Source organism: Streptomyces hokutonensis, from assembly GCF_000376565.1.
In the GTDB taxonomy this organism is placed as follows: Bacteria; Actinomycetota; Actinomycetes; order Streptomycetales; family Streptomycetaceae; genus Streptomyces; species Streptomyces hokutonensis.
The window spans coordinates 248,713-270,138 of record NZ_BARG01000021.1; the positions used below are offsets into that span (position 1 = coordinate 248,713).

At 70.7% G+C, this 21,426-nt stretch carries 17 protein-coding genes and 1 pseudogene; 9 read left to right on the top strand and 9 right to left on the bottom strand.

Translation table 11 applies throughout. The annotated features are described in order from the left end of the window. Positions 1 to 10: 10 nt before the first annotated feature. The 4 genes from SSP08S_RS11195 to SSP08S_RS11210 are packed head-to-tail and all read left to right on the top strand — an operon-like array spanning position 11 to position 3,400. Entirely contained in the window at positions 11 to 775 is a 765-nt protein-coding gene (locus SSP08S_RS11195) for an enoyl-CoA hydratase family protein (RefSeq protein WP_019067680.1), read from the top strand. Further along, positions 772 to 1,620, top strand: coding sequence for a CoA transferase subunit A (locus SSP08S_RS11200; RefSeq protein WP_019067681.1), 849 nt, complete (start codon positions 772 to 774; stop codon positions 1,618 to 1,620). The genes SSP08S_RS11195 and SSP08S_RS11200 overlap by 4 nt, the downstream gene beginning before the upstream one ends. Continuing rightward, the gene (locus SSP08S_RS11205) at positions 1,620 to 2,348 is read left to right on the top strand and encodes a CoA-transferase subunit beta (protein ID WP_019067682.1); all 729 of its coding nucleotides are present in this window, start codon (positions 1,620 to 1,622) and stop codon (positions 2,346 to 2,348) included. The genes SSP08S_RS11200 and SSP08S_RS11205 overlap by 1 nt, the downstream gene beginning before the upstream one ends. Then, positions 2,348 to 3,400: an NAD(P)H-dependent flavin oxidoreductase gene (locus SSP08S_RS11210; RefSeq protein WP_019067683.1), complete on the top strand. Its 1,053-nt coding sequence runs from the start codon at positions 2,348 to 2,350 to the stop codon at positions 3,398 to 3,400. The genes SSP08S_RS11205 and SSP08S_RS11210 overlap by 1 nt, the downstream gene beginning before the upstream one ends. A 16-nt stretch (positions 3,401 to 3,416) precedes the next feature. Here SSP08S_RS11210 and SSP08S_RS11215 read toward each other — a convergent pair whose 3' ends face one another. The 3 genes from SSP08S_RS11215 to SSP08S_RS11225 are packed head-to-tail and all read right to left on the bottom strand — an operon-like array spanning position 3,417 to position 6,040. After that, entirely contained in the window at positions 3,417 to 4,574 is a 1,158-nt protein-coding gene (locus tag SSP08S_RS11215; protein WP_019067684.1) for an acetyl-CoA C-acetyltransferase, read from the bottom strand. A 26-nt stretch (positions 4,575 to 4,600) separates the two neighbouring features. Continuing rightward, positions 4,601 to 5,212 carry a TetR/AcrR family transcriptional regulator gene (locus SSP08S_RS11220; RefSeq protein ID WP_019067685.1) on the bottom strand — a complete coding sequence of 204 codons (612 nt, stop codon included), beginning with the start codon at positions 5,210 to 5,212 and terminating at the stop codon, positions 4,601 to 4,603. Between the two features lie 39 nt (positions 5,213 to 5,251). Then, entirely contained in the window at positions 5,252 to 6,040 is a 789-nt protein-coding gene (locus SSP08S_RS11225; RefSeq protein WP_019067686.1) for an SDR family oxidoreductase, read from the bottom strand. Positions 6,041 to 6,088: 48 nt separating this feature from the next. On the opposite strand from SSP08S_RS11225, the gene SSP08S_RS11230 reads away from it, so the two are divergent. Together SSP08S_RS11230 and SSP08S_RS11235 are read left to right on the top strand one after the other, a co-directional pair. Continuing rightward, entirely contained in the window at positions 6,089 to 7,228 is a 1,140-nt protein-coding gene (locus tag SSP08S_RS11230; RefSeq protein WP_019067687.1) for an acyl-CoA dehydrogenase family protein, read from the top strand. Further along, positions 7,228 to 8,370, top strand: coding sequence for an acyl-CoA dehydrogenase family protein (locus SSP08S_RS11235; RefSeq protein WP_019067688.1), 1,143 nt, complete (start codon positions 7,228 to 7,230; stop codon positions 8,368 to 8,370). The genes SSP08S_RS11230 and SSP08S_RS11235 overlap by 1 nt, the downstream gene beginning before the upstream one ends. Here the strand turns inward: SSP08S_RS11235 and qcrB are convergent. The 3 genes from qcrB to SSP08S_RS11250 are packed head-to-tail and all read right to left on the bottom strand — an operon-like array spanning position 8,345 to position 11,337. Continuing rightward, on the bottom strand, positions 8,345 to 9,994 hold the full coding sequence (gene qcrB / locus SSP08S_RS11240; RefSeq protein WP_019067689.1) for a cytochrome bc1 complex cytochrome b subunit: 1,650 nt from the start codon (positions 9,992 to 9,994) through the stop codon (positions 8,345 to 8,347). The genes SSP08S_RS11235 and qcrB overlap by 26 nt on opposite strands. Before the next feature lie 54 nt (positions 9,995 to 10,048). Further along, positions 10,049 to 10,612, bottom strand: a complete 564-nt coding sequence (locus SSP08S_RS11245; RefSeq protein ID WP_019067690.1) for a HutD/Ves family protein — start codon at positions 10,610 to 10,612, stop codon at positions 10,049 to 10,051. Positions 10,613 to 10,617: 5 nt separating this feature from the next. Beyond that, positions 10,618 to 11,337 carry a vWA domain-containing protein gene (locus SSP08S_RS11250; RefSeq protein WP_019067691.1) on the bottom strand — a complete coding sequence of 240 codons (720 nt, stop codon included), beginning with the start codon at positions 11,335 to 11,337 and terminating at the stop codon, positions 10,618 to 10,620. A gap of 115 nt (positions 11,338 to 11,452) precedes the next feature. On the opposite strand from SSP08S_RS11250, the gene SSP08S_RS11255 reads away from it, so the two are divergent. Then, entirely contained in the window at positions 11,453 to 12,292 is an 840-nt protein-coding gene (locus SSP08S_RS11255) for a chitosanase (protein ID WP_019067692.1), read from the top strand. 127 nt (positions 12,293 to 12,419) lie between these two features. Here SSP08S_RS11255 and SSP08S_RS11260 read toward each other — a convergent pair whose 3' ends face one another. From SSP08S_RS11260 to SSP08S_RS11270, 3 genes are all read right to left on the bottom strand, one after another. Further along, positions 12,420 to 13,883 (bottom strand): glutamate synthase subunit beta, encoded by a 1,464-nt coding sequence (locus tag SSP08S_RS11260; protein ID WP_019067693.1) that lies wholly within the window; start codon positions 13,881 to 13,883, stop codon positions 12,420 to 12,422. Further along, the gene (gene gltB, locus SSP08S_RS11265; RefSeq protein WP_078532406.1) at positions 13,876 to 18,471 is read right to left on the bottom strand and encodes a glutamate synthase large subunit; all 4,596 of its coding nucleotides are present in this window, start codon (positions 18,469 to 18,471) and stop codon (positions 13,876 to 13,878) included. The genes SSP08S_RS11260 and gltB overlap by 8 nt, the downstream gene beginning before the upstream one ends. Before the next feature lie 365 nt (positions 18,472 to 18,836). Continuing rightward, a complete protein-coding gene (locus SSP08S_RS11270) occupies positions 18,837 to 19,568 on the bottom strand; it encodes a VIT1/CCC1 transporter family protein (protein ID WP_019067695.1) in 732 nt (243 codons plus the stop codon). 281 nt (positions 19,569 to 19,849) lie between these two features. On the opposite strand from SSP08S_RS11270, the gene SSP08S_RS11275 reads away from it, so the two are divergent. Together SSP08S_RS11275 and SSP08S_RS63035 are read left to right on the top strand one after the other, a co-directional pair. Further along, complete coding sequence (locus SSP08S_RS11275) at positions 19,850 to 21,058, top strand: ADP-ribosylglycohydrolase family protein (RefSeq protein ID WP_019067696.1); 1,209 nt, start codon at positions 19,850 to 19,852, stop codon at positions 21,056 to 21,058. Continuing rightward, positions 21,055 to 21,426: pseudogene (locus SSP08S_RS63035) on the top strand (hypothetical protein); the annotation flags it as partial. The gene SSP08S_RS11275 and the pseudogene SSP08S_RS63035, both read left to right, overlap by 4 nt.

Sequence of the window (21,426 nt, forward strand, 5' to 3'; positions counted from 1 at the left end):
TGATGCGGCCATGGGTGTCTCCACCTCCTCTCCGGAAAACTTGTCGGCGAGCAAGGGGATTTCGATCGTCACGGTCGACTTCCCGCCGGTGAACGCGCTGCCGGTGGACGGCTGGTTCGCACTGGCCGACGCCGTGCGTGCGGCCGGCCGCGACCCCGGCGTGCGCTGTGTGGTGCTGGCGGCCGAGGGGCGCGGCTTCAACGCGGGCGTGGACATCAAGGAGATACAGGCGCGCGGACAGTCGGCCCTGGTCGGGGTGAACCGGGGCTGTTTCGAGGCGTTCGCCGCGGTGTACGAGTGCGAGGTGCCCGTGGTGGCGGCCGTACAGGGCTTCTGTCTGGGCGGGGGCATCGGCCTGGTGGGCAACGCGGACGTGATCGTGGCGAGCGAGGACGCCACCTTCGGACTGCCCGAGCTGGACCGGGGCGCCCTGGGCGCCGCCACGCATCTGGCCCGGCTGGTCCCCCAGCACCTGATGCGTGCCCTGTACTACACCTCGCGCACGGCGACGGCGGCCGAGCTGCACGCGCACGGCTCGGTGTGGCGGGTCGTACCGCGCGCCGAACTGCTGCCCACCGCACTGGAGTTGGCGGCCGAGATAGCCGCCAAGGACGGCGAGCTGATCCGGCTCGCCAAGTCCGCGATCAACGGCATCGACCCCGTCGACGTCCGCCGCAGCTACCGCTTCGAGCAGGGCTTCACCTTCGAGGCGAGCGTCAGCGGGGTGGCGGACCGGGTGCGCGACACGTTCGGGAAGGAGGGTGGTGACCGGTGACCGACAAGACGACGACCGCCGACGAGGTCGTGTCCCGGCTGACGAGCGGCATGACCCTGGGCATCGGCGGCTGGGGTTCCCGCCGCAAGCCGATGTCACTGGTCCGAGCGCTGTTACGGAGCGGCATCGGCGATCTCACCCTGGTCTCCTACGGCGGCCCGGACGTCGGGATGCTGGTGGCGGCAGGACGGGTCCGCAGACTGGTGGCGCCCTTCGTCACCCTCGACTCCGTCCCGCTCGAACCGCACTACCGGGCGGCGCGCGAGCGCGGGGAGTTCGAGCTGACGGAGGTCGACGAGGCCATGTTCATGTGGGGCCTGCGCGCGGCGGCGAACCGGCTGCCGTTCCTGCCGGTGCGCGCGGGGATCGGCTCGGACGTGATGCGGGTCAACCCCGGCCTGCGGACGGTGACTTCGCCGTACGAGGACGGGGAGACGTTCGTGGCGATGCCCGCGCTGCGTCTGGACGCGGCGCTGGTGCACGTCAACCGGGCCGACCGGCTGGGCAACGGGCAGTATCTGGGCCCGGACCCGTACTTCGACGACCTGTTCTGCGAGGCGGCGGACGCGGCCTATGTCTCCTGCGAACGGATCGTGGACACGGCCGAGTTGACGAAGGAGGCGCCACCGCAGTCCCTGCTCGTCAAGCGGCTGCACGTGACCGGGGTCGTCGAGGCGCCCGGCGGCGCCCACTTCACGTCCTGCGCCCCCGACCACGGCAGGGACGAGGAGTTCCAGCGGCTGTACGCGACGACACCCTGGGCGGAGTTCTCCGAGCGCTTTCTCGCCGGGGACGAGGCGGACTACCGGTCGGCGGTACGCAACTGGCAGGAGGAACAGGGGTGATGGAGGTACTGCGTTCCGAATACTGCGTGATCGCCTGTGCGGAGGCGTGGCGTGACGCCGGTGAGATCCTGGCCAGCCCCATGGGCCTGATCCCGTCCGTCGGCGCGCGGCTGGCCCGGCTCACCTTCGCGCCCGACCTGTTGCTGACCGACGGCGAGGCGATGATCGTCCGTCCGGACGGGACACCGGAAGGCTGGTTGCCGTACCGGCAGCACCTCGCCCTGGTGTCCGGCGGGCGCCGGCACGTGATGATGGGCGCGAGCCAGATCGACCGGTACGGCAACCAGAACATCTCGTGCATCGGCGACTGGGCGCGCCCGAAGCGGCAGTTGCTCGGGGTGCGCGGGGCGCCGGTCAACACGCTGAACAATCCGACGAGTTACTGGATACCGCGGCACTCCCGGCGGGTCTTCGTGGAGCAGGTCGACATGGTGTGCGGGGTGGGGTACGACCGGGTCGCCGAGCACCCGGGGACGGCCCGCTTCCACCGCATCCCCCGGGTCGTCTCCGACCTGGGCGTGTTCGACTTCGCGACCCCGGACCGCTCGATGCGGCTGGCCTCGCTGCATCCGGGGGTCACGGTGGAGCAGGTCAGGGAGGCGACCGGCTTCGAGCTGACGGTCCCGGACGAGGTTCCGCCGACCCGTGAACCCACCCCGGAGGAGCTGCGGTTGATCCGTGAGGTCATCGACCCGGCCGACACCCGCCGCAGGGAGGTGGCGGTCTGATGGAGACCGCGCTGACCAGGCTGGTCGGGGTGCGGCATCCGATCGTGCAGACGGGGATGGGCTGGGTGGCGGGCCCGCGGCTGGTGTCGGCCACGGCGAACGCGGGCGCGCTGGGCATCCTGGCGTCCGCGACCATGGACACCGACCGGCTCCGGGAGGCGATCCGCGAGGTCAAGTCCCGTACGGGGGCGCCGTTCGGGGTGAATCTGCGGGCGGACGCGGCGGACGCGGGCGACCGGGTGCGGATCATGATCGAGGAGGGTGTGCGGGTCGCGTCCTTCGCGCTCGCGCCGTCCGCCGAGCTGATCGCCGAACTGAAGGAGGCGGGCGTGGTCGTGATCCCGTCGATCGGGGCGCGGCGGCACGCGGAGAAGGTCGCGGCATGGGGCGCGGACGCGGTGATCGTGCAGGGCGGAGAGGGCGGCGGCCACACCGGGGAGGTGGCGACGACGGTGCTGCTGCCGCAGGTGGTGGACGCGGTGGACATACCGGTGGTGGCGGCGGGCGGCTTCTTCGACGGGCGGGGGCTGGTCGCGGCGCTGGCCTACGGGGCGGCGGGCGTCGCCATGGGCACCCGTTTCCTCCTCACCTCGGACTCGACGGTCCCGGACGCGGTGAAGGCGGCCTATCTGGCGGCGACGGTCAAGGACGTCACGGTCACACGGGCGGTCGACGGCCTGCCGCACCGCATGCTCCGCACGGAACTGGTCGACGCCCTGGAGCACTCCGGCCGGGCGAGGACCCTGCTCCAGGCGATACACCGAGCCGCCGGCTTCCGCCGACTGTCCGGCCTGACCTGGCCGCGCATGATCCGCGACGGCCTCGCCATGAAGCACGGCAAGGAGCTGACCTGGAGCCAGGTCCTGCTCGCCGCGAACACCCCGATGCTCCTCAAGGCGTCAATGGTGGACGGCCGTACGGACCTCGGGGTGATGGCGTCCGGACAGGTCGCCGGAGTGATCGACGACCTGCCGTCGTGCGCGGAGCTGGTGGCACGGGTGATGAAGGAGGCGGAGGAGGTGCTGTGGACGCTGGTGCGGGCCGACTCCTGAAGAACGCGAGGCGGTCTCACAGCCGTTCGATGATCGTCACATTGGCCTGGCCACCGCCCTCGCACATGGTCTGGAGGCCGAACCGGCCGCCGGTGCGCTCCAGTTCGTGGAGGAGGGTGGTCATGAGTTTGACGCCGGTCGCGCCGAGGGGGTGACCGAGGGCTATCGCGCCGCCGTTGACGTTCACCCTGTCGGGGTCGGCGCCCGTCTCCTTCAGCCAGGCGAGGACGACGGGCGCGAAGGCCTCGTTGATCTCGACGAGGTCGATGGCGTCGATGGTCAGGCCGGTCTTCTTCAGGGCGTGGGCGGTGGCCGGGATCGGGGCGGACAGCATGCGGATCGGGTCCTCGCCACGGACGGAGAGGTGGTGGATACGGGCGCGGGGCGTCAACCCGTGTTCCCGTACCGCCCGTTCGGAGGCAAGCAGCATGGCCGCCGCGCCGTCGGAGACCTGGGAGGAGCACGCGGCGGTGATGGTGCCGCCGTCGACGACCGGTTTCAGGCCGGCCATCTTCTCCAGTGACGTGTCCCGGCGCGGGCCCTCGTCGACCGCGACCGCGCCGTGGGCCACCGTCTCGCGTGCGAAGCGGCCCTCGTCGATGGCGCGCAGGGCCCGCCGGTGCGAGCGCAGGGCGAACTCCTCCTGGTCCTGCCGGCTGATGCCCCACTTCGCGGCGATCATCTCGGCGCCGGCGAACTGGTTCACCGGCTGCGTTCCGTACCGGGCGCGCCAGCCCTCGCTGCCCGCGAAGGGGCCGTCCGTGAGGCCGAGCGGCAGGGCGGCCTGGCGGGAGGCGAAGGCGATGGGGATCAGCGACATGTTCTGGACGCCGCCCGCGACGACCAGGTCCTGGGTGCCGGACAGCACGCCCTGCGCCGCGAAGTGCACGGCCTGCTGCGAGGACCCGCACTGCCGGTCCACCGTCACGCCCGGCACCTCCTCGGGCAGCCCGGCCGCCAGCCAGGCGGTCCGCGCGATGTCCCCGGCCTGCGGCCCCACCGCGTCCAGACACCCGAAGACGACGTCCTCGACGGCGGCAGGATCGATCCCCGACCGCGCGACCAGCTCCCCCAGCACATGAGCCCCGAGGTCGGCGGGATGGACCCCGCTCAGCCCTCCCCCGCGCCGCCCGACGGGCGTACGGACCGCTTCGACGATATAGGCCTCGGCCATGCCAACTCCCCATACAGACGAGTGAGTTACGTGCGTACGGCGATCCCGTCCAGCACCATCGACAGGTACTGCCGGGCGATCTCCTCGGCGCTGTGCTGTCCGCCGGGCCGGTACCAGGACGCGGCGACCCACACCGTGTCCCGCACGAACCGGTAGGTGAGCCGGACGTCGAGGTCGGCCCGGAAGACCTTGGCGGCGACCCCGCGCTCCAGCGTGGACAGCCACGCCTTCTCGAACTTGCGCTGCGACTCGGCGAGGAACGCGAACCGCTCCTGCGCGACCAGTTGCTTGCTCTCCTTCTGGTAGATCGCGACGGCCGCGCGGTGCCGGTCGATCTCCCGGAACGACTCCGTGACCAGGGCCTCCAAGGTCTCGCGCGGCCCGAACTCGGCGTCCAGGACGGTGTCGTAGCCGCCCCACAGCTCGTCGAGGAAGGTCCGCAGGATCTCCTCCAGCATCGATTCCTTGGAGTCGAAGTGGTAGTAGAGGCTGCCCGCGAGCATGCCCGCGTGGTCGGCGATCTTCCGTACGGTGGTGGCGTTGTAGCCCTGCTCGGCGAAGACCTCGGCCGCCGTGTCGAGGAGTTCACGACGGCGGGCCGGAGCGGCGGTCACCGGGGGTTTCTTCTTGGTCGGCACAGGACCATTGTCGTGCCACAACCCTGCCCCCTCGTCCCGCTACGCATGCTGGCTGCTCACGGAGACGACCTCGCCGGTCATGTACGAGGAGTAGTCCGAGGCCAGGAAGACGATCACGTTGGCCACCTCCCAGGGCTCGGCGTACCGACCGAAGGCCTCGCGCGCGGTGAGGTCCGCGAGCAGTTCGGGGGTCGTCACCTTCACGAGGTGCGGGTGCATGGCGAGGCTCGGCGAGACCGCGTTGATCCGCACCCCGTACTCGGCGGCCTCGATCGCCGCGCACCGGGTCAGCGCCATCACGCCCGCCTTTGCCGCCGCGTAGTGCGCCTGTCCGGCCTGGGCGCGCCAGCCGACGACGGAGGCGTTGTTGACGATCACCCCGCCGCCGGTTCCGCGCATCGCGCGCAGCGCGGCCCGGGTGCAGCGGAAGGTGCCGTTCAACGTCACGTCCAGCACCTTCGACCACTGCTCGTCGCTCATGTCGACGAGGTCCGAAGTGCCGCCCAGGCCCGCGTTGTTGACGACGACGTCCAGCCGCCCGTGCGCCGCGACGGCCGCGTCGAACAGCGCCCGCACCTGCGTCTCGTCGGTGACGTCGCACGGCAGCGCGGCGACCGACTCCGCGCCGAACTCCCCTGCCAGCTCTGCCTCGTACTCCTTCAGCCGCCGCGTGTGCGCGTCGCTGATCAGCACGCGGGCGCCCTCCTGGAGGAAGCGGCGCGCGGTGGCCCCGCCGATGCCCGCGCCTGCGGCGGCGGTGACGACGGCGGTGCGCCCCTTCAGCAGCCCGTGCCCGGGGACGTATGCCGGACTCTCGACGCCTGTCATACGGCCACGCTAACCTACCAAACACTTGTTAGGGAAGGACGGTTGGCGATGGACCTCGACTTCACTCCCGCCGAGGAGGCGTTCCGCGCCGAGGCCCGCACGTGGCTGCGCGCGCATGTGCCGGCCACGCCACTCCCCTCCCTGGAGACGAAGGAGGGCTTCGCCGCGCACCGTGCCTGGGAGGCCCAACTCGCCGCGGACCGTTGGTCGGTGGTGTCCTGGCCCGAGGAGTACGGCGGCCGGGGCGCGGACATCGTGCGGTGGCTGCTGTTCGAGGAGGAGTACTACGCGGCGGGCGCGCCGGGCCGGGTCGGCCAGAACGGCATCAGCCTGCTCGCCCCGACCCTCTTCGACCACGGCACACGGGAGCAACGCGCGCGTGTGCTGCCGTCGATGGCGACCGGCGAGGTGGTGTGGGCGCAGGCGTGGTCGGAGCCGGAGGCGGGTTCGGACCTGGCCTCGCTCACCTCACGGGCGGTGCGCACGGGCGGGGGCTGGCTGCTGAGCGGGCAGAAGACGTGGTCGTCGCGGGCGGCCTTCGCGGACCGCGCGTTCGGCCTGTTCCGCAGTGAGCCGGACACCCCGAGGCCCCAACAGGGCCTGACCTACCTGATGTTCGACCTGCGCGCACCCGGCGTCACGGTCCGCCCGATCGGCCGCCTGGACGGCAAACCGGCCTTCGCGGAGCTCTTCCTGGACGAGGTGTTCGTGCCCGACGAGGACGTGATCGGCGAGCCGGGCCAGGGCTGGCGGGTCGCCATGTCGACGGCCGGCAACGAACGCGGTCTCACCCTCCGCTCCCCCGGCCGCTTCCTCGCCGCCGCCGACCGCCTGCTCGACCTCTGGCGGGAGCAGGGCAGTTCGGCCACCGCAAGGGACCGGGTGGCGGACGCGGTGATCGGCGCCCGCGCCTACCAGCTCTTCACCTACGCCAACGCCTCCCGTTTCCTCGGCGGCGAGTCCATCGGCCCGGAGTCCAGCCTGAACAAGGTCTTCTGGTCCGAGTACGACATCGCCCTGCACGAGACGGCCCTCGAACTGCTGGGCCCGGAAGGCGAGTTGGCGGACACCGACTGGGCCGAGGGCTATGTCTTCTCCCTCGCCGGCCCCATCTACGCCGGTACGAACGAGATCCAGCGCGACATCATCGCCGAGCGCCTGCTCGGCCTGCCGAAGGGCCGCCGCTGATGCGCTTCCTCCTCGACCCCGAACAGCGGGCGTTCGCCGACTCGTTGAACGCGATGCTGACGGCCGCGGAGACTCCGTCGGTCGTACGGGAGTGGAGTCGCGGGGAGCATGCGAGCGGGCGCGCGTTGTGGCGCCGTGTCGCAGCAGCGGGGGTGTTCGCGCTGGCGGTACCGGAGGCGTACGAGGGATTGGGGCTCCGGCCCGTCGAACTCGCCGTGGCGTTCGTGGAGTTGGGGCGACACGCGGTGCCGGGGCCGCTGGTGGAGTCGGTCGCGGCGTCGGCCCTGCTGACCGCCCTGGACGACCCCGCTCCGGCCAAGAGACTGCTGCCCGCGCTGGCCTCCGGCGAGTCGGCGGCCACGCTGGCGACGGGGCGGTACGCGCTGGACGCGGACATGGCGGACGTGCGCCTGACGGTCTCGGCGGCACGCGGCCCGGCGAGGAGGGCCGCCGGAGAAACGGCCGCAGAGCCTGCGTCAGCGGGCGAATTGGCGTCCGGCGCAGCCGAGTCGGCACCCGAGGCGGGCGAGCCGGCGATGGAGCGGCAGCTCGCCCCCCGGCCCGGCGGCGCGCCCTCGGCTGATGAGTTGCGGCTCGCGCCCGCGGCGACCGTGCCCCACGCCTCTCTCGACCCCGCCCGCCGACTCTTCCCCACCCCCATCGGCGGTGAACTCCTCGCCGTCGGCCCGCAGGTGCCCGCCGCCCTGGCCCACGCCCTCACCTGGGCCCGCCTCGCCACCGCCGCCCAGGCCCTGGGCGTCGGCCTCACTCTCCTCGACCGGACCGTCGCCTACGTCAAGCAGCGCACCCAATTCGGCGTCCCCGTCGGCTCGTTCCAGGCGGTGAAGCATCAACTGGCCGATGCGAAGATCGCGTTGGAGTTCGCGCGTCCGCTGGTCTTCGGTGCCGCGCTCACCATGGACCCGGCCGATGTGGCCGCCGCGAAGGTCACGGCGTGCGAAGCGGCGTACGCGACGGCCCGTACCGCGCTTCAGCTGCACGGCGCGATCGGCTACACGGCGGAGTACGACCTGTCGCTGTGGCTGACCAAAGCCCGTGCCCTGCTGGCGAGTTGGGGCGACCCGGGCGAGTGCCGGGCCGCCGTCCTAGAAGGCTTCAGTGGTGATGGTCGCCGCTCGTAAGCTCCTTGTACTCCTCCACCGTCGGCTTCGCGATCCGCGTCTCCGGTCCGAACATCGCCTTGGCGAGCCGGGCCCGCACCCGCTGCCCGCCCTTGACCTGCCGCTGCACGCCGTTCGCGTCGACGAGCGGGCCGATCTCGTAGGGCGGTTCCTGTTCGTGCTGGGTGAGTCTGAACAGCTCGTCCTGCGCGAGGGGTTCGTGGACCTCGACGTACTCGCCGTGCGGCAGCATCTTGATGAGGCCGGACTCGCGGCCGTGCAACACCTTGTCCCGGTCCCGCCGTTGGAGTCCCATGCAGACGCGCTTGGTGACGAGGAAGGCGGCCACCGGCATCACGAAGAACGAGACCCGTACGAACCAAGTGATGGCGTTGATCGAGAGGTTGAGATGGGTGGCGACCACGTCGTTGCCGCCGCCGATCAGCAGCACGCCGTACAGGCTCAGCCAGGCCACGCCGAGTCCGGTGCGCACGGGCATGTTGCGCGGCCGGTCCAGGATGTGGTGTTCGCGTCTGTCGCCGGTGATCCAGGCCTCGATGAAGGGGTAGGCGCCGATGGCGGCGAGGATCAGCGGGAAGAGCGTGAAGGGGATGAAGACGCCCAACTCCAGTGTGTGGCCCCAGGCGTTGATCTCCCATCCCGGCATCACGCGGATGAGTCCCTCGGAGAAGCCGAGATACCAGTCGGGCTGGGCGCCGGTCGTCACCAGGTCGGGGCGGTACGGTCCGAAGGCCCACACGGGGTTGATGCTGGCGATGCCGCCCATGACGGCGAGCACCCCGAAGACGAGGAAGAAGAAGCCGCCCGCCTTGGCCATGTAGACGGGCAGGAAGGGCATGCCGACCACGCTCTTCTGGTCGCGGCCGGGCCCGGGGTACTGCGTGTGCTTGTGGTAGAAGACCAGGATCAGATGCGCGACGACCAGGCCCAGCATGATCCCCGGAAGCAGCAGGACATGGACGGGGAAGAGCCGCGAGATGATGTCGTGCCCCGGGAACTCCCCGCCGAACAGGAACATCGACATGTACGTCCCGACGATCGGCACGGACAGGATCGCGCCGTCCGCGAAGCGGATGCCGGTGCCGGAGAGCAGGTCGTCGGGGAGCGAGTAGCCGGTGAGTCCGGTGATGATGCCGAGGAACAACAGGGTCCAGCCGAACACCCAGTTGAGCTCGCGCGGCTTGCGGTAGGCGCCGGTGAAGAACACCCGCATCATGTGGATGAGCATGCCCGCGATGAAGACAACGGCGGCCCAGTGGTGGATCTGCCGGATCAGCAGGCCGCCGCGCACGTCGAAGCTGATGTCGAGCGTGGACTCGAACGCCCGGGTCATCGGGATGCCGTTCAACGGCGTGTACGAGCCGTGGTAGATGACCTCGACACCGCTCGGCTCGAAGAACAAGGTGAGATAGACGCCGGTCAGGATGAGGATGATGAAGCTGTAGAGGCAGATCTCGCCCAGCATGAAGGACCAGTGGTCGGGGAAGACCTTGCGCATATTGGCCTTGGCCAGCGCGTACAGCCCGAGCCGTCCGTCCGCCCAGTCGGCGAGCTTCTCCCCCTTGCCGGCCTCACCCGGCCGTCCGCCGCCCGCCGTGCCGTTCACCGTTCGTGCGCCGTCCATACGTTCGCCGCCCTCCCCGTCCGGATCACCCCACAGGGTGTCACGGGGGCCGGGCTAAGCCAACGGTGCGTCAGCGGGCAATGACAGCCCGATCACGGCGGTACGACCCCGGGCGTGCAGTACGGCCTCCTCGTCGCCCAACTGCACGGCGTCGTACGGCCCGAGGGTCAGCCCGGCCACCTCGGCGGTCCCGTCGAGCGCTACCACCAGGGCGCCCGCGCACACCCGCAGCCGCCCCCGGACGACGGCGACCGTGGGAGCCGTGGCGACCGCGCCTCTGCGCCACATGACGTTGAGGTTGACGACCGGGCCGTCCAGCAAGCGGCCGTCGGTCGGCAGGTCGCCCCTGAAGTCGCTCGGCACATAAGGGGAGTTGACGAGCACCCGGGTGCCGCCCACGGTGAGGTCCATGCCGGCGCCCTCGACGACGGTCAGGGTGCGGTCGACGTCGGGGAAGGCGGAGAACGGCCCGTCCGCGCCGACCTCGGCGAGGCTCACCCGCCACGCGAAGTCGTCCATGCCGGAACCCTCGGGCCACGCGGCGATCTCCCGCGTCACACCGCCACCGTTCTTCCAGGGCACGGCGGTTCGCGCCGAGGCGGGCAGGAGGCGGGTCACCGGACTCACTGGACGATCCCCCGCTCGCGTGCCGTCGACAGCCACTGCGGGAACTCGCCCACGAGCCGGTCGTAGAGCTCCGTGTCGGACATCTTCAGCGGGTCCGAACCGGCATGGAAGAAGCCCGCGTTGTCGACGGCACGCTTCTGCGGCACCGCCAACTCGTCGAGTTTGCGCAGGAATTCGAACTGCTTGCTCTTCGCGTCGCCGAAGCCGACGAACTGCCAGAACATCGGTAGCTTGGCGGCCTTGCACACATAGCGTTCCGCGGCGAGCTTGTTGATCGGGCCGCCGTCGGTCTGGAAGACGACGAGCGCGGGCTCCTTGGAACCGCTGTCGAGGTAGTGGTCGATGACGGCGTCCATGGCGAGGTGGTAGCTCGTCTTGCCCATGTGCCCGAGTCCGGCCACGATGCGGTCGATCCGGCCCGCGTGGTCGGCGAGGGCGATCTCCGTGACGGCGTCGACGTCGGTCGAGAAGAAGACGACCGGTACGGTCCCGTCGTCGTCCAGGTGCGCGGACAGGCCCAACACCCGGTCGGCGAGCGCCTGCACGCTGCCGTCCTTGTAGTACGGCTTCATGGAACCCGAGTAGTCGACCACCAGATAGACGGCCGCCCGCTGCCCGTCCAGCCCGTGTTTGCGCAGCGAGACCCCGGCGCTCTTGTACAGGCTGACCAGCGCGGGCGCGGTCTCCTCGACCTTGCTGAGCGAGATCGCGGCCACAGGGGCTCCCTTCGGATCACGGCGAAAGCATCGAGATTACGCCACGCAGGTCCGGCAGTCCCCATGTCCCCCCAACCCCCGGAATAAGGGACGTATCCGCCCCTACTCTGGCCCCATGAAACGCGCCGGCGTCCTGATCCTCGCCGCCGTACCCCTCGTCCTCCTCGCGGCGACGGCCTACGGCTCCTCACCCACCGCCCACGACGACCCGCCGCCCGCCCACCCGGCCGCCGCGGCGCAGCGCAGAGCACCCGAGGGACTGGCCGCGCCGGCCATGAAGAACCTCGCGCAGGAGCTGGTGGCCAGCGCCGAGAACTCGACGCTCGACTGGCGCAGCGCGTACGGGTATGTGCAGGACATCGGCGACGGCCAGGGCTACACCGCGGGCATCATCGGCTTCTGCACCGGCACCCACGACCTGCTCGTCCTGGTCGAGAAGTACACCGCCGCCCACCCCGACAACGGCCTCGCCCGCTACCTCCCCGCCCTGCGCAGGGTCGACGGCACGGACTCCCACCAGGGCCTGGACCCCGGCTTCCCGGCCGCCTGGCGCGCCGAGGCGAAGGTCCCGGCGCTCCAGGCGGCGCAGGACGCGGAGCGCGACCGCATCTACTTCGACCCGGCGGTCAGCGAGGCCAAACGCGACGGCCTGGGCCCGCTGGGGCAGTTCATCTACTACGACGCGATGGTCTTCCACGGCCCGGGCACGGACGGCTTCTACGGCATCCGCACGCGCGCGATGCAGCGGGCCGCGCCCCCGGCCCAAGGCGGCGACGAGAAGGCCTACTTGAGCGCCTTCCTCGACGTCCGCCGCGCCACGATGCGGGCCAAGCACCCCGGGATCGACACCTCCCGCGTCGACACGGCCCAGCGGAAGTTCCTGGAGGAGGGGAACCTGGCGCTGCGGCCGCCGTTGGTGTGGAAGGTGTACGGGGAGACGTACCGGGTGCCGTAGAGGTGGGGCCGGACGCGCCGCGGCGCCTGCCGGTCCGGTCGGGGACTGAGCAGGCGCCGCGCTCTGTTCCGCACGCCATTGTGCGGGACGTCTATTGAGGGGATTCCCCTATATTTTCTTCCTGCCGTCAGACCATCAGCGAGCGGTCCGTCGGGCGGATCGGGGCCGGGAGTTCGCTGGCGCCCGTGAGGAAGCGGTCGACACCGCGGGCGGCCGAGCGGCCCTCCGCGATCGCCCACACGATGAGGGACTGGCCGCGGCCCGCGTCACCGGCGACGAAGACGCCGGGGACGTTGGTCTGGAAGTCGGCGTCGCGGGCGATGTTGCCGCGCTCGTCGAGGTCCAGGGCGAACTGGTCGACGAGACCGTTCTCGCGGTCGGTGCCGGTGAACCCCATGGCCAGGGTGACCAGTTGGGCGGGGATCTTGCGCTCCGTGCCCGGCTTCTGGGTCAGCTTCCCCTCGACGAACTCGACCTCGACGAGGTGCAGCCACTGGACGTTGCCGTCCTCGTCGCCCTCGAAGTGGGTGGTGTTGACGGAGTAGACCCGCTCACCGCCCTCCTCGTGCGCGGAGGTCACCTTGTAGAGCATCGGGAAGGTCGGCCAGGGCTGGGAGACCGGGTTCCGCTCGTCGCCCGGGCGGGGCATGATCTCCAACTGCGTGACGGAGGCGGCCCCTTGGCGGTGCGCCGTACCCACGCAGTCCGCGCCGGTGTCGCCGCCGCCGATCACGACGACGTGCTTGCCCGCGGCCGAGACCGGGGCGGTGACGTAGTCGCCCTCCTGCACCTTGTTGGACAGGGGCAGGTACTCCATCGCCTGGTAGACACCGGTCAACTCCCGCCCGGGGACGGGGAGATCACGCGCGGTGGTGGCACCGGCGGCGATGACGACGGCGTCGTAGCGCTTGCGCAGGTCGGTGGCCTTGAGGTCGCGGCCGATCTCGACGCCCGTGCGGAAGCGGGTGCCCTCCGCGCGCATCTGCTCGATACGGCGGTTGATGTGCCGCTTCTCCATCTTGAACTCGGGGATGCCGTACCGGAGAAGACCCCCGATGCGGTCCGCGCGCTCGTAGACGGCGACGGTGTGGCCGGCCCGGGTCAGCTGCTGGGCGGCGGCGAGGCCCGCCGGGCCCGAGCCGACGACCGCGACGGTCTTGCCGGAGAGGCGCTCCGGGGCCTGCGGGGCGACATCGCCCGTCTCCCAGGCCTTGTCGATGATGGAGACCTCGACGTTCTTGATGGTGACCGGCGGCTGGTTGATGCCCAGCACGCACGCCGACTCGCAGGGAGCCGGGCACAACCGCCCGGTGAACTCGGGGAAGTTGTTGGTGGCGTGCAGGCGCTCGGAGGCCGCCGTCCAGTCACCGCGGTAGGCGTAGTCGTTCCACTCGGGGATCAGGTTCCCCAGCGGACAGCCGTTGTGGCAGAACGGGATACCGCAGTCCATGCACCGGCCGGCCTGCTTGCCGATGATCGGCAGCAGTGAACCGGGGACGTAGACCTCGTTCCAGTCCTTCAACCGGACGTCCACGGGACGGGACTTGGCGACCTCGCGCCCGTGGTTCAGGAAGCCCTTCGGGTCAGCCATTGATCGCCGCCTCCATCATCTTCTCGGTGATCTCGGTCTCGGAGAGACCCGCTCGCTCGGCGGCGTCCTTGGCGGCGAGCACTGCCTTGTATGCGCTGGGGATGATCTTGCTGAAGCGGTCCACGGAGACGGCCCACTCGGCGAGCAGCTTCTCGGCGACCGTGGAACCGGTCTCCTCGGCGTGACGGCGCACCACGTCGTGCAGCCACTGCTTGTCGGTTTCGTCCAACTCCCCTACGGCGCCCGCGTTTCCGACATTCACGTTGTCGGGGTTCAGGTCGATGACGTAGGCGATACCGCCGGACATGCCCGCCGCGAAGTTGCGGCCGGTCTCGCCGAGCACGACGGCACGACCGCCGGTCATGTACTCGCAGCCGTGGTCGCCCACGCCCTCGGAGACCACGGTGGCACCGGAGTTGCGGACACAGAACCGCTCACCGGTACGGCCGCGCAGGAACAGCTCGCCGCCGGTCGCGCCGTAGGCGATGGTGTTGCCCGCGATGGTGGAGAACTCGGCGAGGTGGTCGGCGCCCCGGTCGGGGCGGACGATCACCCGGCCGCCCGAAAGGCCCTTGCCCACATAGTCGTTGGCGTCGCCCTCCAGGCGCAGCGTGACACCGCGCGGGAGGAAGGCGCCGAAGGACTGGCCCGCGGAACCCGTGAAGGTGATGTCGATGGTGTCGTCGGGCAGGCCCGCCCCGCCGAACTTCTTCGTCACCTCGTGGCCGAGCATCGTGCCGACCGTGCGGTTGATGTTGCGGATCGCGACCTGGGCGCGGACCGGCTGGGCGTCGGTGGCGCTGGACGCGGCGAGGGCGTCGGCGGCGAGCTTGATCAGCTCGTTGTCGAGCGCCTTCTCCAGGCCGTGGTCCTGCTGGATGACCTGGTGCAGCGCGGCGCCCTCGGGCATCTCGGGCACGTAGAAGAGGGGGGCCAGGTCCAGGCCCTGCGCCTTCCAGTGGTCGACGGCGCGCTCGACGTCGAGCGTGCCGGCCTGGCCGACGGCCTCCTCGATGGTGCGGAAGCCCAGCTCGGCGAGGATCTCGCGGACCTCTTCGGCGATGAACTGGAAGAAGTTCACGACGTATTCGGCCTTGCCGGCGAACCGGTCGCGTAGCACCGGGTTCTGCGTGGCGATGCCGACCGGGCAGGTGTCGAGGTGGCAGACGCGCATCATGACGCAGCCGGAGACGACGAGCGGCGCGGTCGCGAAACCGAACTCCTCGGCGCCGAGCAGCGCGGCGATGACGACGTCACGGCCGGTCTTGAGCTGGCCGTCGGTCTGGACGACGATCCGGTCCCGCAGGCCGTTCAAAAGGAGCGTCTGCTGGGTCTCGGCGAGGCCCAACTCCCAAGGCCCACCAGCGTGCTTGAGAGAGGTGAGCGGCGAGGCGCCCGTACCGCCGTCGTGGCCGGAGATGAGGACGACGTCCGCGTGCGCCTTCGACACACCTGCGGCGACCGTGCCGACACCGACCTCCGAGACCAGCTTGACGTGAATCCGCGCCTGCGGGTTCGCGTTCTTCAGGTCGTGGATCAGCTGGGCGAGGTCCTCGATGGAGTAGATGTCGTGGTGCGGCGGCGGCGAGATGAGGCCGACACCGGGGGTCGAGTGACGCGTCTTGGCGACCCACGGGTAGACCTTGTGGCCGGGCAGCTGGCCGCCCTCGCCGGGCTTGGCGCCCTGGGCCATCTTGATCTGGATGTCGTCCGCGTTGACCAGGTACTCGGAGGTGACGCCGAAGCGGCCGGAGGCGACCTGCTTGATGGCGCTGCGCCGGGCCGGGTCGTAGAGCCGGTCCGCGTCCTCGCCGCCCTCACCGGTGTTGGACTTGCCGCCCAGCTGGTTCATGGCGATGGCGAGGGTCTCGTGCGCCTCCAGGGAGATGGAGCCGTACGACATGGCGCCGGTGGAGAAGCGCTTGACGATCTCGGAGACGGGCTCGACCTCGTCGATGGAGATCGACGGGCGGTCCGACTTGAAGCCGAAGAGGCCGCGCAGGGTCATCAGCCGCTCGGACTGCTCGTTCACGCGGTCCGTGTACTTCTTGAAGATGTCGTAGCGGTTGGTGCGCGTCGAGTGCTGGAGGCGGAAGACCGTCTCCGGGTCGAACAGGTGCGGCTCGCCCTCGCGGCGCCACTGGTACTCGCCGCCTATGTCGAGGGCACGGTGCGCGGGCGCGATGCCGCTCGCGGGGTACGCCTTGGCGTGCCGGGCGGCGACCTCCTTGGCGATGACGTCGATGCCGACGCCGCCGATCTTGGTGGCCGTACCGCTGAAGTAGCTGTTGACGAACTGCTCGTCCAGGCCGACCGCTTCGAAGACCTGGGCGCCCCGGTAGGAGGCGACCGTCGAGATGCCCATCTTGGACATGACCTTGAGGACGCCCTTGCCGAGCGCGTAGATCAGGTTCCGGATGGCCTGCTCGGCCTCGATGTCGGTGAGGAACGTGCCCGCGCGGACGAGGTCCTCGACGGACTCCATCGCCAGGTACGGGTTGACGGCCGCGGCGCCGAAGCCGATGAGCAGGGCGACGTGGTGGACCTCGCGGACGTCACCGGCCTCGACCAGCAGGCCCACCTGGGTGCGCTGCTTGGTGCGGATGAGGTGGTGGTGGACGGCGGCGGTGAGCAGCAGCGAGGGGATCGGCGCGTGCTCGGCGTCGGAGTGGCGGTCCGAGAGGACGATCAGCCGGGCGCCGTTCTCGATGGCCGCGTCGGCCTCGGTGCAGATCTCGGCGAGGCGGGCGGCGAGGGCGTCGCCGCCGCCGGAGACCCGGTACAGGCCGGAGAGGGTCGCGGCCTTCATGCCGGGCATGTCGCCGTCGGCGTTGATGTGGATGAGCTTGGCCAGCTCGTCGTTGTCGATCACCGGGAAGGGCAGGGTGACGCTACGACAGGAGGCGGCCGTCGGCTCCAGCAGGTTGCTCGCGGGACCGAGGGACGAGCGCAGGGAGGTCACGAGCTCTTCCCTGATCGCGTCCAGCGGCGGGTTGGTGACCTGCGCGAACAGCTGGGTGAAGTAGTCGAAGAGCAGGCGCGGACGCGAGGACAGCGCGGCGATGGGCGAGTCGGTGCCCATCGAGCCGATCGGCTCGGCACCGGCCTTGGCCATCGGCGCGAGGATGACGCGCAGCTCTTCTTCGGTGTAGCCGAAGGTCTGCTGGCGGCGGGTGACCGAGGCGTGCGTGTGCACGATGTGCTCGCGCTCGGGCAGGTCGGACAGCTCGATCTCGCCGGCCTCCAGCCACTCCGCGTACGGCTTCTCGGCGGCGAGGCCGGCCTTGATCTCGTCGTCCTCGATGATGCGGTGCTCGGCGGTGTCCACGAGGAACATGCGGCCGGGCTGGAGGCGGCCCTTGCGGACGACCTTCGCGGGGTCGATGTCGAGGACGCCGACCTCGGAGCCGAGGACGACGAGGCCGTCGTCGGTGACCCAGTAGCGGCCGGGGCGCAGGCCGTTGCGGTCGAGGACCGCGCCGACCTGGGTGCCGTCGGTGAAGGTGACACAGGCCGGGCCGTCCCAGGGCTCCATCATCGTGGCGTGGAACTGGTAGAAGGCGCGGCGGGCCGGGTCCATGGAGTCGTGGTTCTCCCACGCCTCCGGGATCATCATCAGCACGGAGTGCGGCAGCGAGCGCCCGCCGAGGTGGAGCAGCTCCAGCACCTCGTCGAAGGACGCGGAGTCGGAGGCCTCGGGCGTGCAGATCGGGAAGATCCGGTCGATCTTGTCCTGGTCGCCGAAGAGGTCGGAGGCGATCTGGGACTCGCGGGCCGCCATCCAGTTGCGGTTGCCCTTGACCGTGTTGATCTCGCCGTTGTGCGCGACGAAGCGGTACGGGTGGGCGAGCGGCCACGACGGGAAGGTGTTCGTGGAGAACCGGGAGTGCACGAGCGAGATCGCGGAGGCGAAGCGCCGGTCGGACAGGTCCGGGAAGAAGGGCTCGAGCTGACCGGTGGTGAGCATGCCCTTGTAGACGATGGTCCGCGCGGAGAGCGACGGGAAGTAGACACCGGCCTCGCGCTCGGCGCGCTTGCGCAGCGCGAAGGCCTTGCGGTCGAGGTCGATGCCCTGGGTCTCGCCGTCGCTCACGAAGACCTGCCGGAAGAGCGGCATGGTGGAGCGGGCGGTGGCACCGAGGAGTTCGGGCGCGGTCGGAACCTCGCGCCAGCCGAGGACGGTCAGGCCCTCTTCTGCGGCGACCGTCTCGATCTGTGAGACGGCGGCGTCCGCGCCGTCCGGGGGCAGGAAGGCGATGCCGACCGCGTATCCACCGGCGGCGGGCAGGTCGAATCCGGCCACCTCACGGAAGAAGGCGTCCGGCACCTGGGACAGGATGCCCGCGCCGTCGCCGGAGTCGGGCTCGGCACCCGTCGCACCGCGGTGCTCCAGGTTGCGCAGCACCGTGAGCGCCTGCTCGACCAGCGCGTGGCTCGCCTCGCCTGTGAGGGTGGCCACGAAGCCGACGCCACAGGCGTCGTGCTCGTTGCGGGGGTCGTACATACCCTGGGCGGCAGGGCGAGCATCCATGAAGGACCACTTCTGGCCATTCGTGGGCTGCTGGGACGGCTGGCGCGGCGTACGCATCGGCTCTCCCGTTGTCGTCGTGGCATATGCATGGGCATAGGGACGACGTTGGCCCTCTGCGGGTAAGCGCAAAATTTCGTGCAGGTTACATGATGGAACGGTTCTCGGGAACCGGATACTCCGTTCCAACATGCGGACGCCGCGGGGTGGCGGCGGTGCACCGCATCAGCGGTGGAGATGAAGGGGACCAAAGCGGACAGATCGATGTCCGCCGGACCAGGGCAGAGGGAGCGTCGTCGCCCATCCCGCGGGTGCGCCCCGGGCGTCGTTGCCCGCAGCGCTTACGGCTCATGCCCAGTGGTTAAGCGTTCGAAACCAGCGAGTAACGGCTACTTATGCGGACCACCGCATAAGTGCGCGTCGAGCTATCCTACGACCGTTCCGAACAGGGTGCCCAGGGCGTACGTCACACCGGCCGCCGCGCCGCCCAGCGCGAGCTGCCGCAGCCCGCTGAACCACCAGGTCCGCGCGGTCACCCGGGCCACCACCGCACCACAGCCGAACAGCCCGACGAACGCGAGCAGCAGCGCCGGCCACAGCGCGGTCGCGCCGAGCAGGAACGGCAGTACGGGAAGCAGCGCGCCCAGCGCGAACGAGCCGAAGGACGAGACGGCGGCGACGAGCGGCGAGGGCAGGTCGCCCGGGTCGATCCCCAACTCCTCCCGGGCGTGTATCTCCAGGGCCTGCTCGGGATCGCGCGAGAGCTGCCGGGCGACTTCGCGAGCCAGCCCCGCCTCGACCCCGCGGCTCTCGTAGAGGGCGGCGAGCTCGCTCTCCTCGTCCTCCGGATGCTTGCGCAACTCCCGCCGCTCGACGTCGAGTTCGGCCTCGACCAGCTCACGCTGGGAGGCGACGGAGGTGTATTCGCCGGCCGCCATGGAGAAGGCACCGGCGGCGAGCCCGGCCAGCCCGGTGATGACGACGGTCTGATGGCTGACGGCGCCGCCGACGACACCGGTCATCAGCGCGAGGTTGGAGACGAGACCGTCCATCGCGCCGAACACCGCGGGGCGCAGCCAGCCGCCGTTCACATCGCGGTGGGTGTGGTTGTCGCGGTGCGCCTCGTGGAGCGTCGCCTCGGTCTCGATGATGGCCATGCGGTGATCCCCCAGGGGCTAAGGTAAGGCTAAGTTTAGACAAGTTCTACTCTTCGACAACACCGAACATACGCCGATCATTTCCCGCTCACCAGCAAGGAAAGGCTGGGCTAACCAGCACGTTCACTCTCGAACGCTCATCCGAGCCACTAGCCCATCAAATGTCGACCGGGTGATGCTGCACTCCGTCAGGCTCTGCCGAAGGCCTCCCGTGGGAGACATCCGCAAAGGGTTCCGCGCCCTGAGGCGCTCTGAGGGAACCCCGTAGGGAGAGGCCGCGTATGGCATCGATCGCCTGCATTCCCCCGGTCCCGGCGCCCAAGAACGCCACCGAACTCCGCGAACGGGCACGCGGCGCGCTGCTCGGCCTGGCGGTCGGGGACGCCCTGGGCGCACCGGCGGAGAACATGAAGCCCTCCGAGATCCGCGCCCGCTGGGGCCGTATCGAGGGATACGTGGCGGAGAACCCGGCGGGCACGGACGACACCGAGTACGCGATCTTCTCCGGCCTCCTCCTCGCCCGCCACGGCTCGGCCCTCACCCCCTCCCATGTGGAGGCGGCCTGGCACGAGTGGATCGCGGACCGGGACGAGGGCCCGTTCCGGGGCGCGGGCTTCAGCGAACGCGGCACCCTGGAGAACCTCCGCCGGGGCCTCGCCGCCCCCATCTCCGCCCAGCACCGCCACGCCTGGAGCGACGGCCTGGCCATGCGCGCGGCCCCCTTCGGCGTCTTCGCGGCGGGCCGCCCGGCGGAAGCAGCCCGATTGGTGGCGATCGACGGCTCGGTGAGCCACGACGGCGAGGGCATCTACGGCGGCCAGGCCGTGGCAGCGGGCGTAGCGGCGGCGATGGCGGGAGCCCCGACGATCGCGGTGGTCGCCTCCGCCCTCGCCGTCGTCCCCGACGACTCCTGGACGGCCCGCTCCCTGCGCCGCGCGGTGGCGGTCGCCCACCGCGGCGAACGCGCGGTCCGCTCCGCGGTCGTCATCGGCGGCTACCCCTGGACCGACCTCGCCCCCGAGGCGGTCGCCCTCGCCTTCGGCGCCTACGCGGCAGCCGACGGCGACTTCGTGGACTCCGTCCTCACCGCGGTCAACATGGGCCGCGACGCGGATACGACGGCGGCGGTGGCGGGCGCGTTGGCGGGAGCGACACGGGGCGCCTCCGCGATCCCTCTGGACTGGGCATCAGCGATCGGCCCGGCGCGCGGCAGCTGCCTGCCGGCGATGGCGGGCCATCACGTCCTGGACATCGCGGAGTTGCTGGTGCCGGGGGAGGACACCAAGTGGGGTGGCGCGGTGCGCCGCGATCGGGGGGAGGGCGGCGGGGGGCGTGGCACGGCGGGACGAGATCAGAGGGAGGACGCCGGGGGGCGCGACGCGGCGGGGCGAGATCAGAGGGAGGGCACCGGGTGGGGCCACGCGGCGGGGCGGGATCAGGGGGAGGACGAGTACGTGCTGGCGGCGGACGAGGACGAGGTGCAGGCATGAGAACAGCCAACGACGACGGACTCGCCGCCGGGGACGCGAACACTCCGCAGTATCCGCTGGGTGCGGGAGCGGAGACGGGAGCAGGAGCGGAGGTAGGAGCGGAGACGGGAGCGGGAGCGGAAGTAGGAGCGGAGACGGGAGCGGGAGCGGCTGAGGGCGGTTGCGCGCCGATGGGGCCGCCCGCGCCCGACACGGTTCGGCGCACACGCCGCGAACTCGCGGCCGGCGATGGCGAGTCCGCCCCGGTGCGGCCACCTGCACCCGACACCGCTCACCCCACACACCTCGCCGTAGCACCCGCACCCGCACCCGCACCCGCACCCGCCAACGGCGAGTCCGCCCCGGTGGGGCCACCGCACACCCTTCAT

Bases quoted from the DNA above. Each gene is read 5' to 3' on its own strand.
- SSP08S_RS11255 (WP_019067692.1), top strand. From the start codon at position 11,453: ATGAAACGCGCCGGCGTCCTGATCCTCGCCGCCGTACCCCTCGTCCTC.
- SSP08S_RS11275 (WP_019067696.1), top strand. From the start codon at position 19,850: ATGGCATCGATCGCCTGCATTCCCCCGGTCCCGGCGCCCAAGAACGCC.
- gltB (WP_078532406.1), bottom strand. From the start codon at position 18,471: ATGCGTACGCCGCGCCAGCCGTCCCAGCAGCCCACGAATGGCCAGAAG.
- SSP08S_RS11195 (WP_019067680.1), top strand. From the start codon at position 11: ATGGGTGTCTCCACCTCCTCTCCGGAAAACTTGTCGGCGAGCAAGGGG.
- SSP08S_RS11235 (WP_019067688.1), top strand. From the start codon at position 7,228: ATGCGCTTCCTCCTCGACCCCGAACAGCGGGCGTTCGCCGACTCGTTG.
- SSP08S_RS11230 (WP_019067687.1), top strand. From the start codon at position 6,089: ATGGACCTCGACTTCACTCCCGCCGAGGAGGCGTTCCGCGCCGAGGCC.
- SSP08S_RS11210 (WP_019067683.1), top strand. From the start codon at position 2,348: ATGGAGACCGCGCTGACCAGGCTGGTCGGGGTGCGGCATCCGATCGTG.
- qcrB (WP_019067689.1), bottom strand. From the start codon at position 9,994: ATGGACGGCGCACGAACGGTGAACGGCACGGCGGGCGGCGGACGGCCG.
- SSP08S_RS11270 (WP_019067695.1), bottom strand. From the start codon at position 19,568: ATGGCCATCATCGAGACCGAGGCGACGCTCCACGAGGCGCACCGCGAC.
- SSP08S_RS11205 (WP_019067682.1), top strand. From the start codon at position 1,620: ATGGAGGTACTGCGTTCCGAATACTGCGTGATCGCCTGTGCGGAGGCG.
- SSP08S_RS11260 (WP_019067693.1), bottom strand. From the start codon at position 13,883: ATGGCTGACCCGAAGGGCTTCCTGAACCACGGGCGCGAGGTCGCCAAG.
- SSP08S_RS11225 (WP_019067686.1), bottom strand. From the start codon at position 6,040: ATGACAGGCGTCGAGAGTCCGGCATACGTCCCCGGGCACGGGCTGCTG.
- SSP08S_RS11215 (WP_019067684.1), bottom strand. From the start codon at position 4,574: ATGGCCGAGGCCTATATCGTCGAAGCGGTCCGTACGCCCGTCGGGCGG.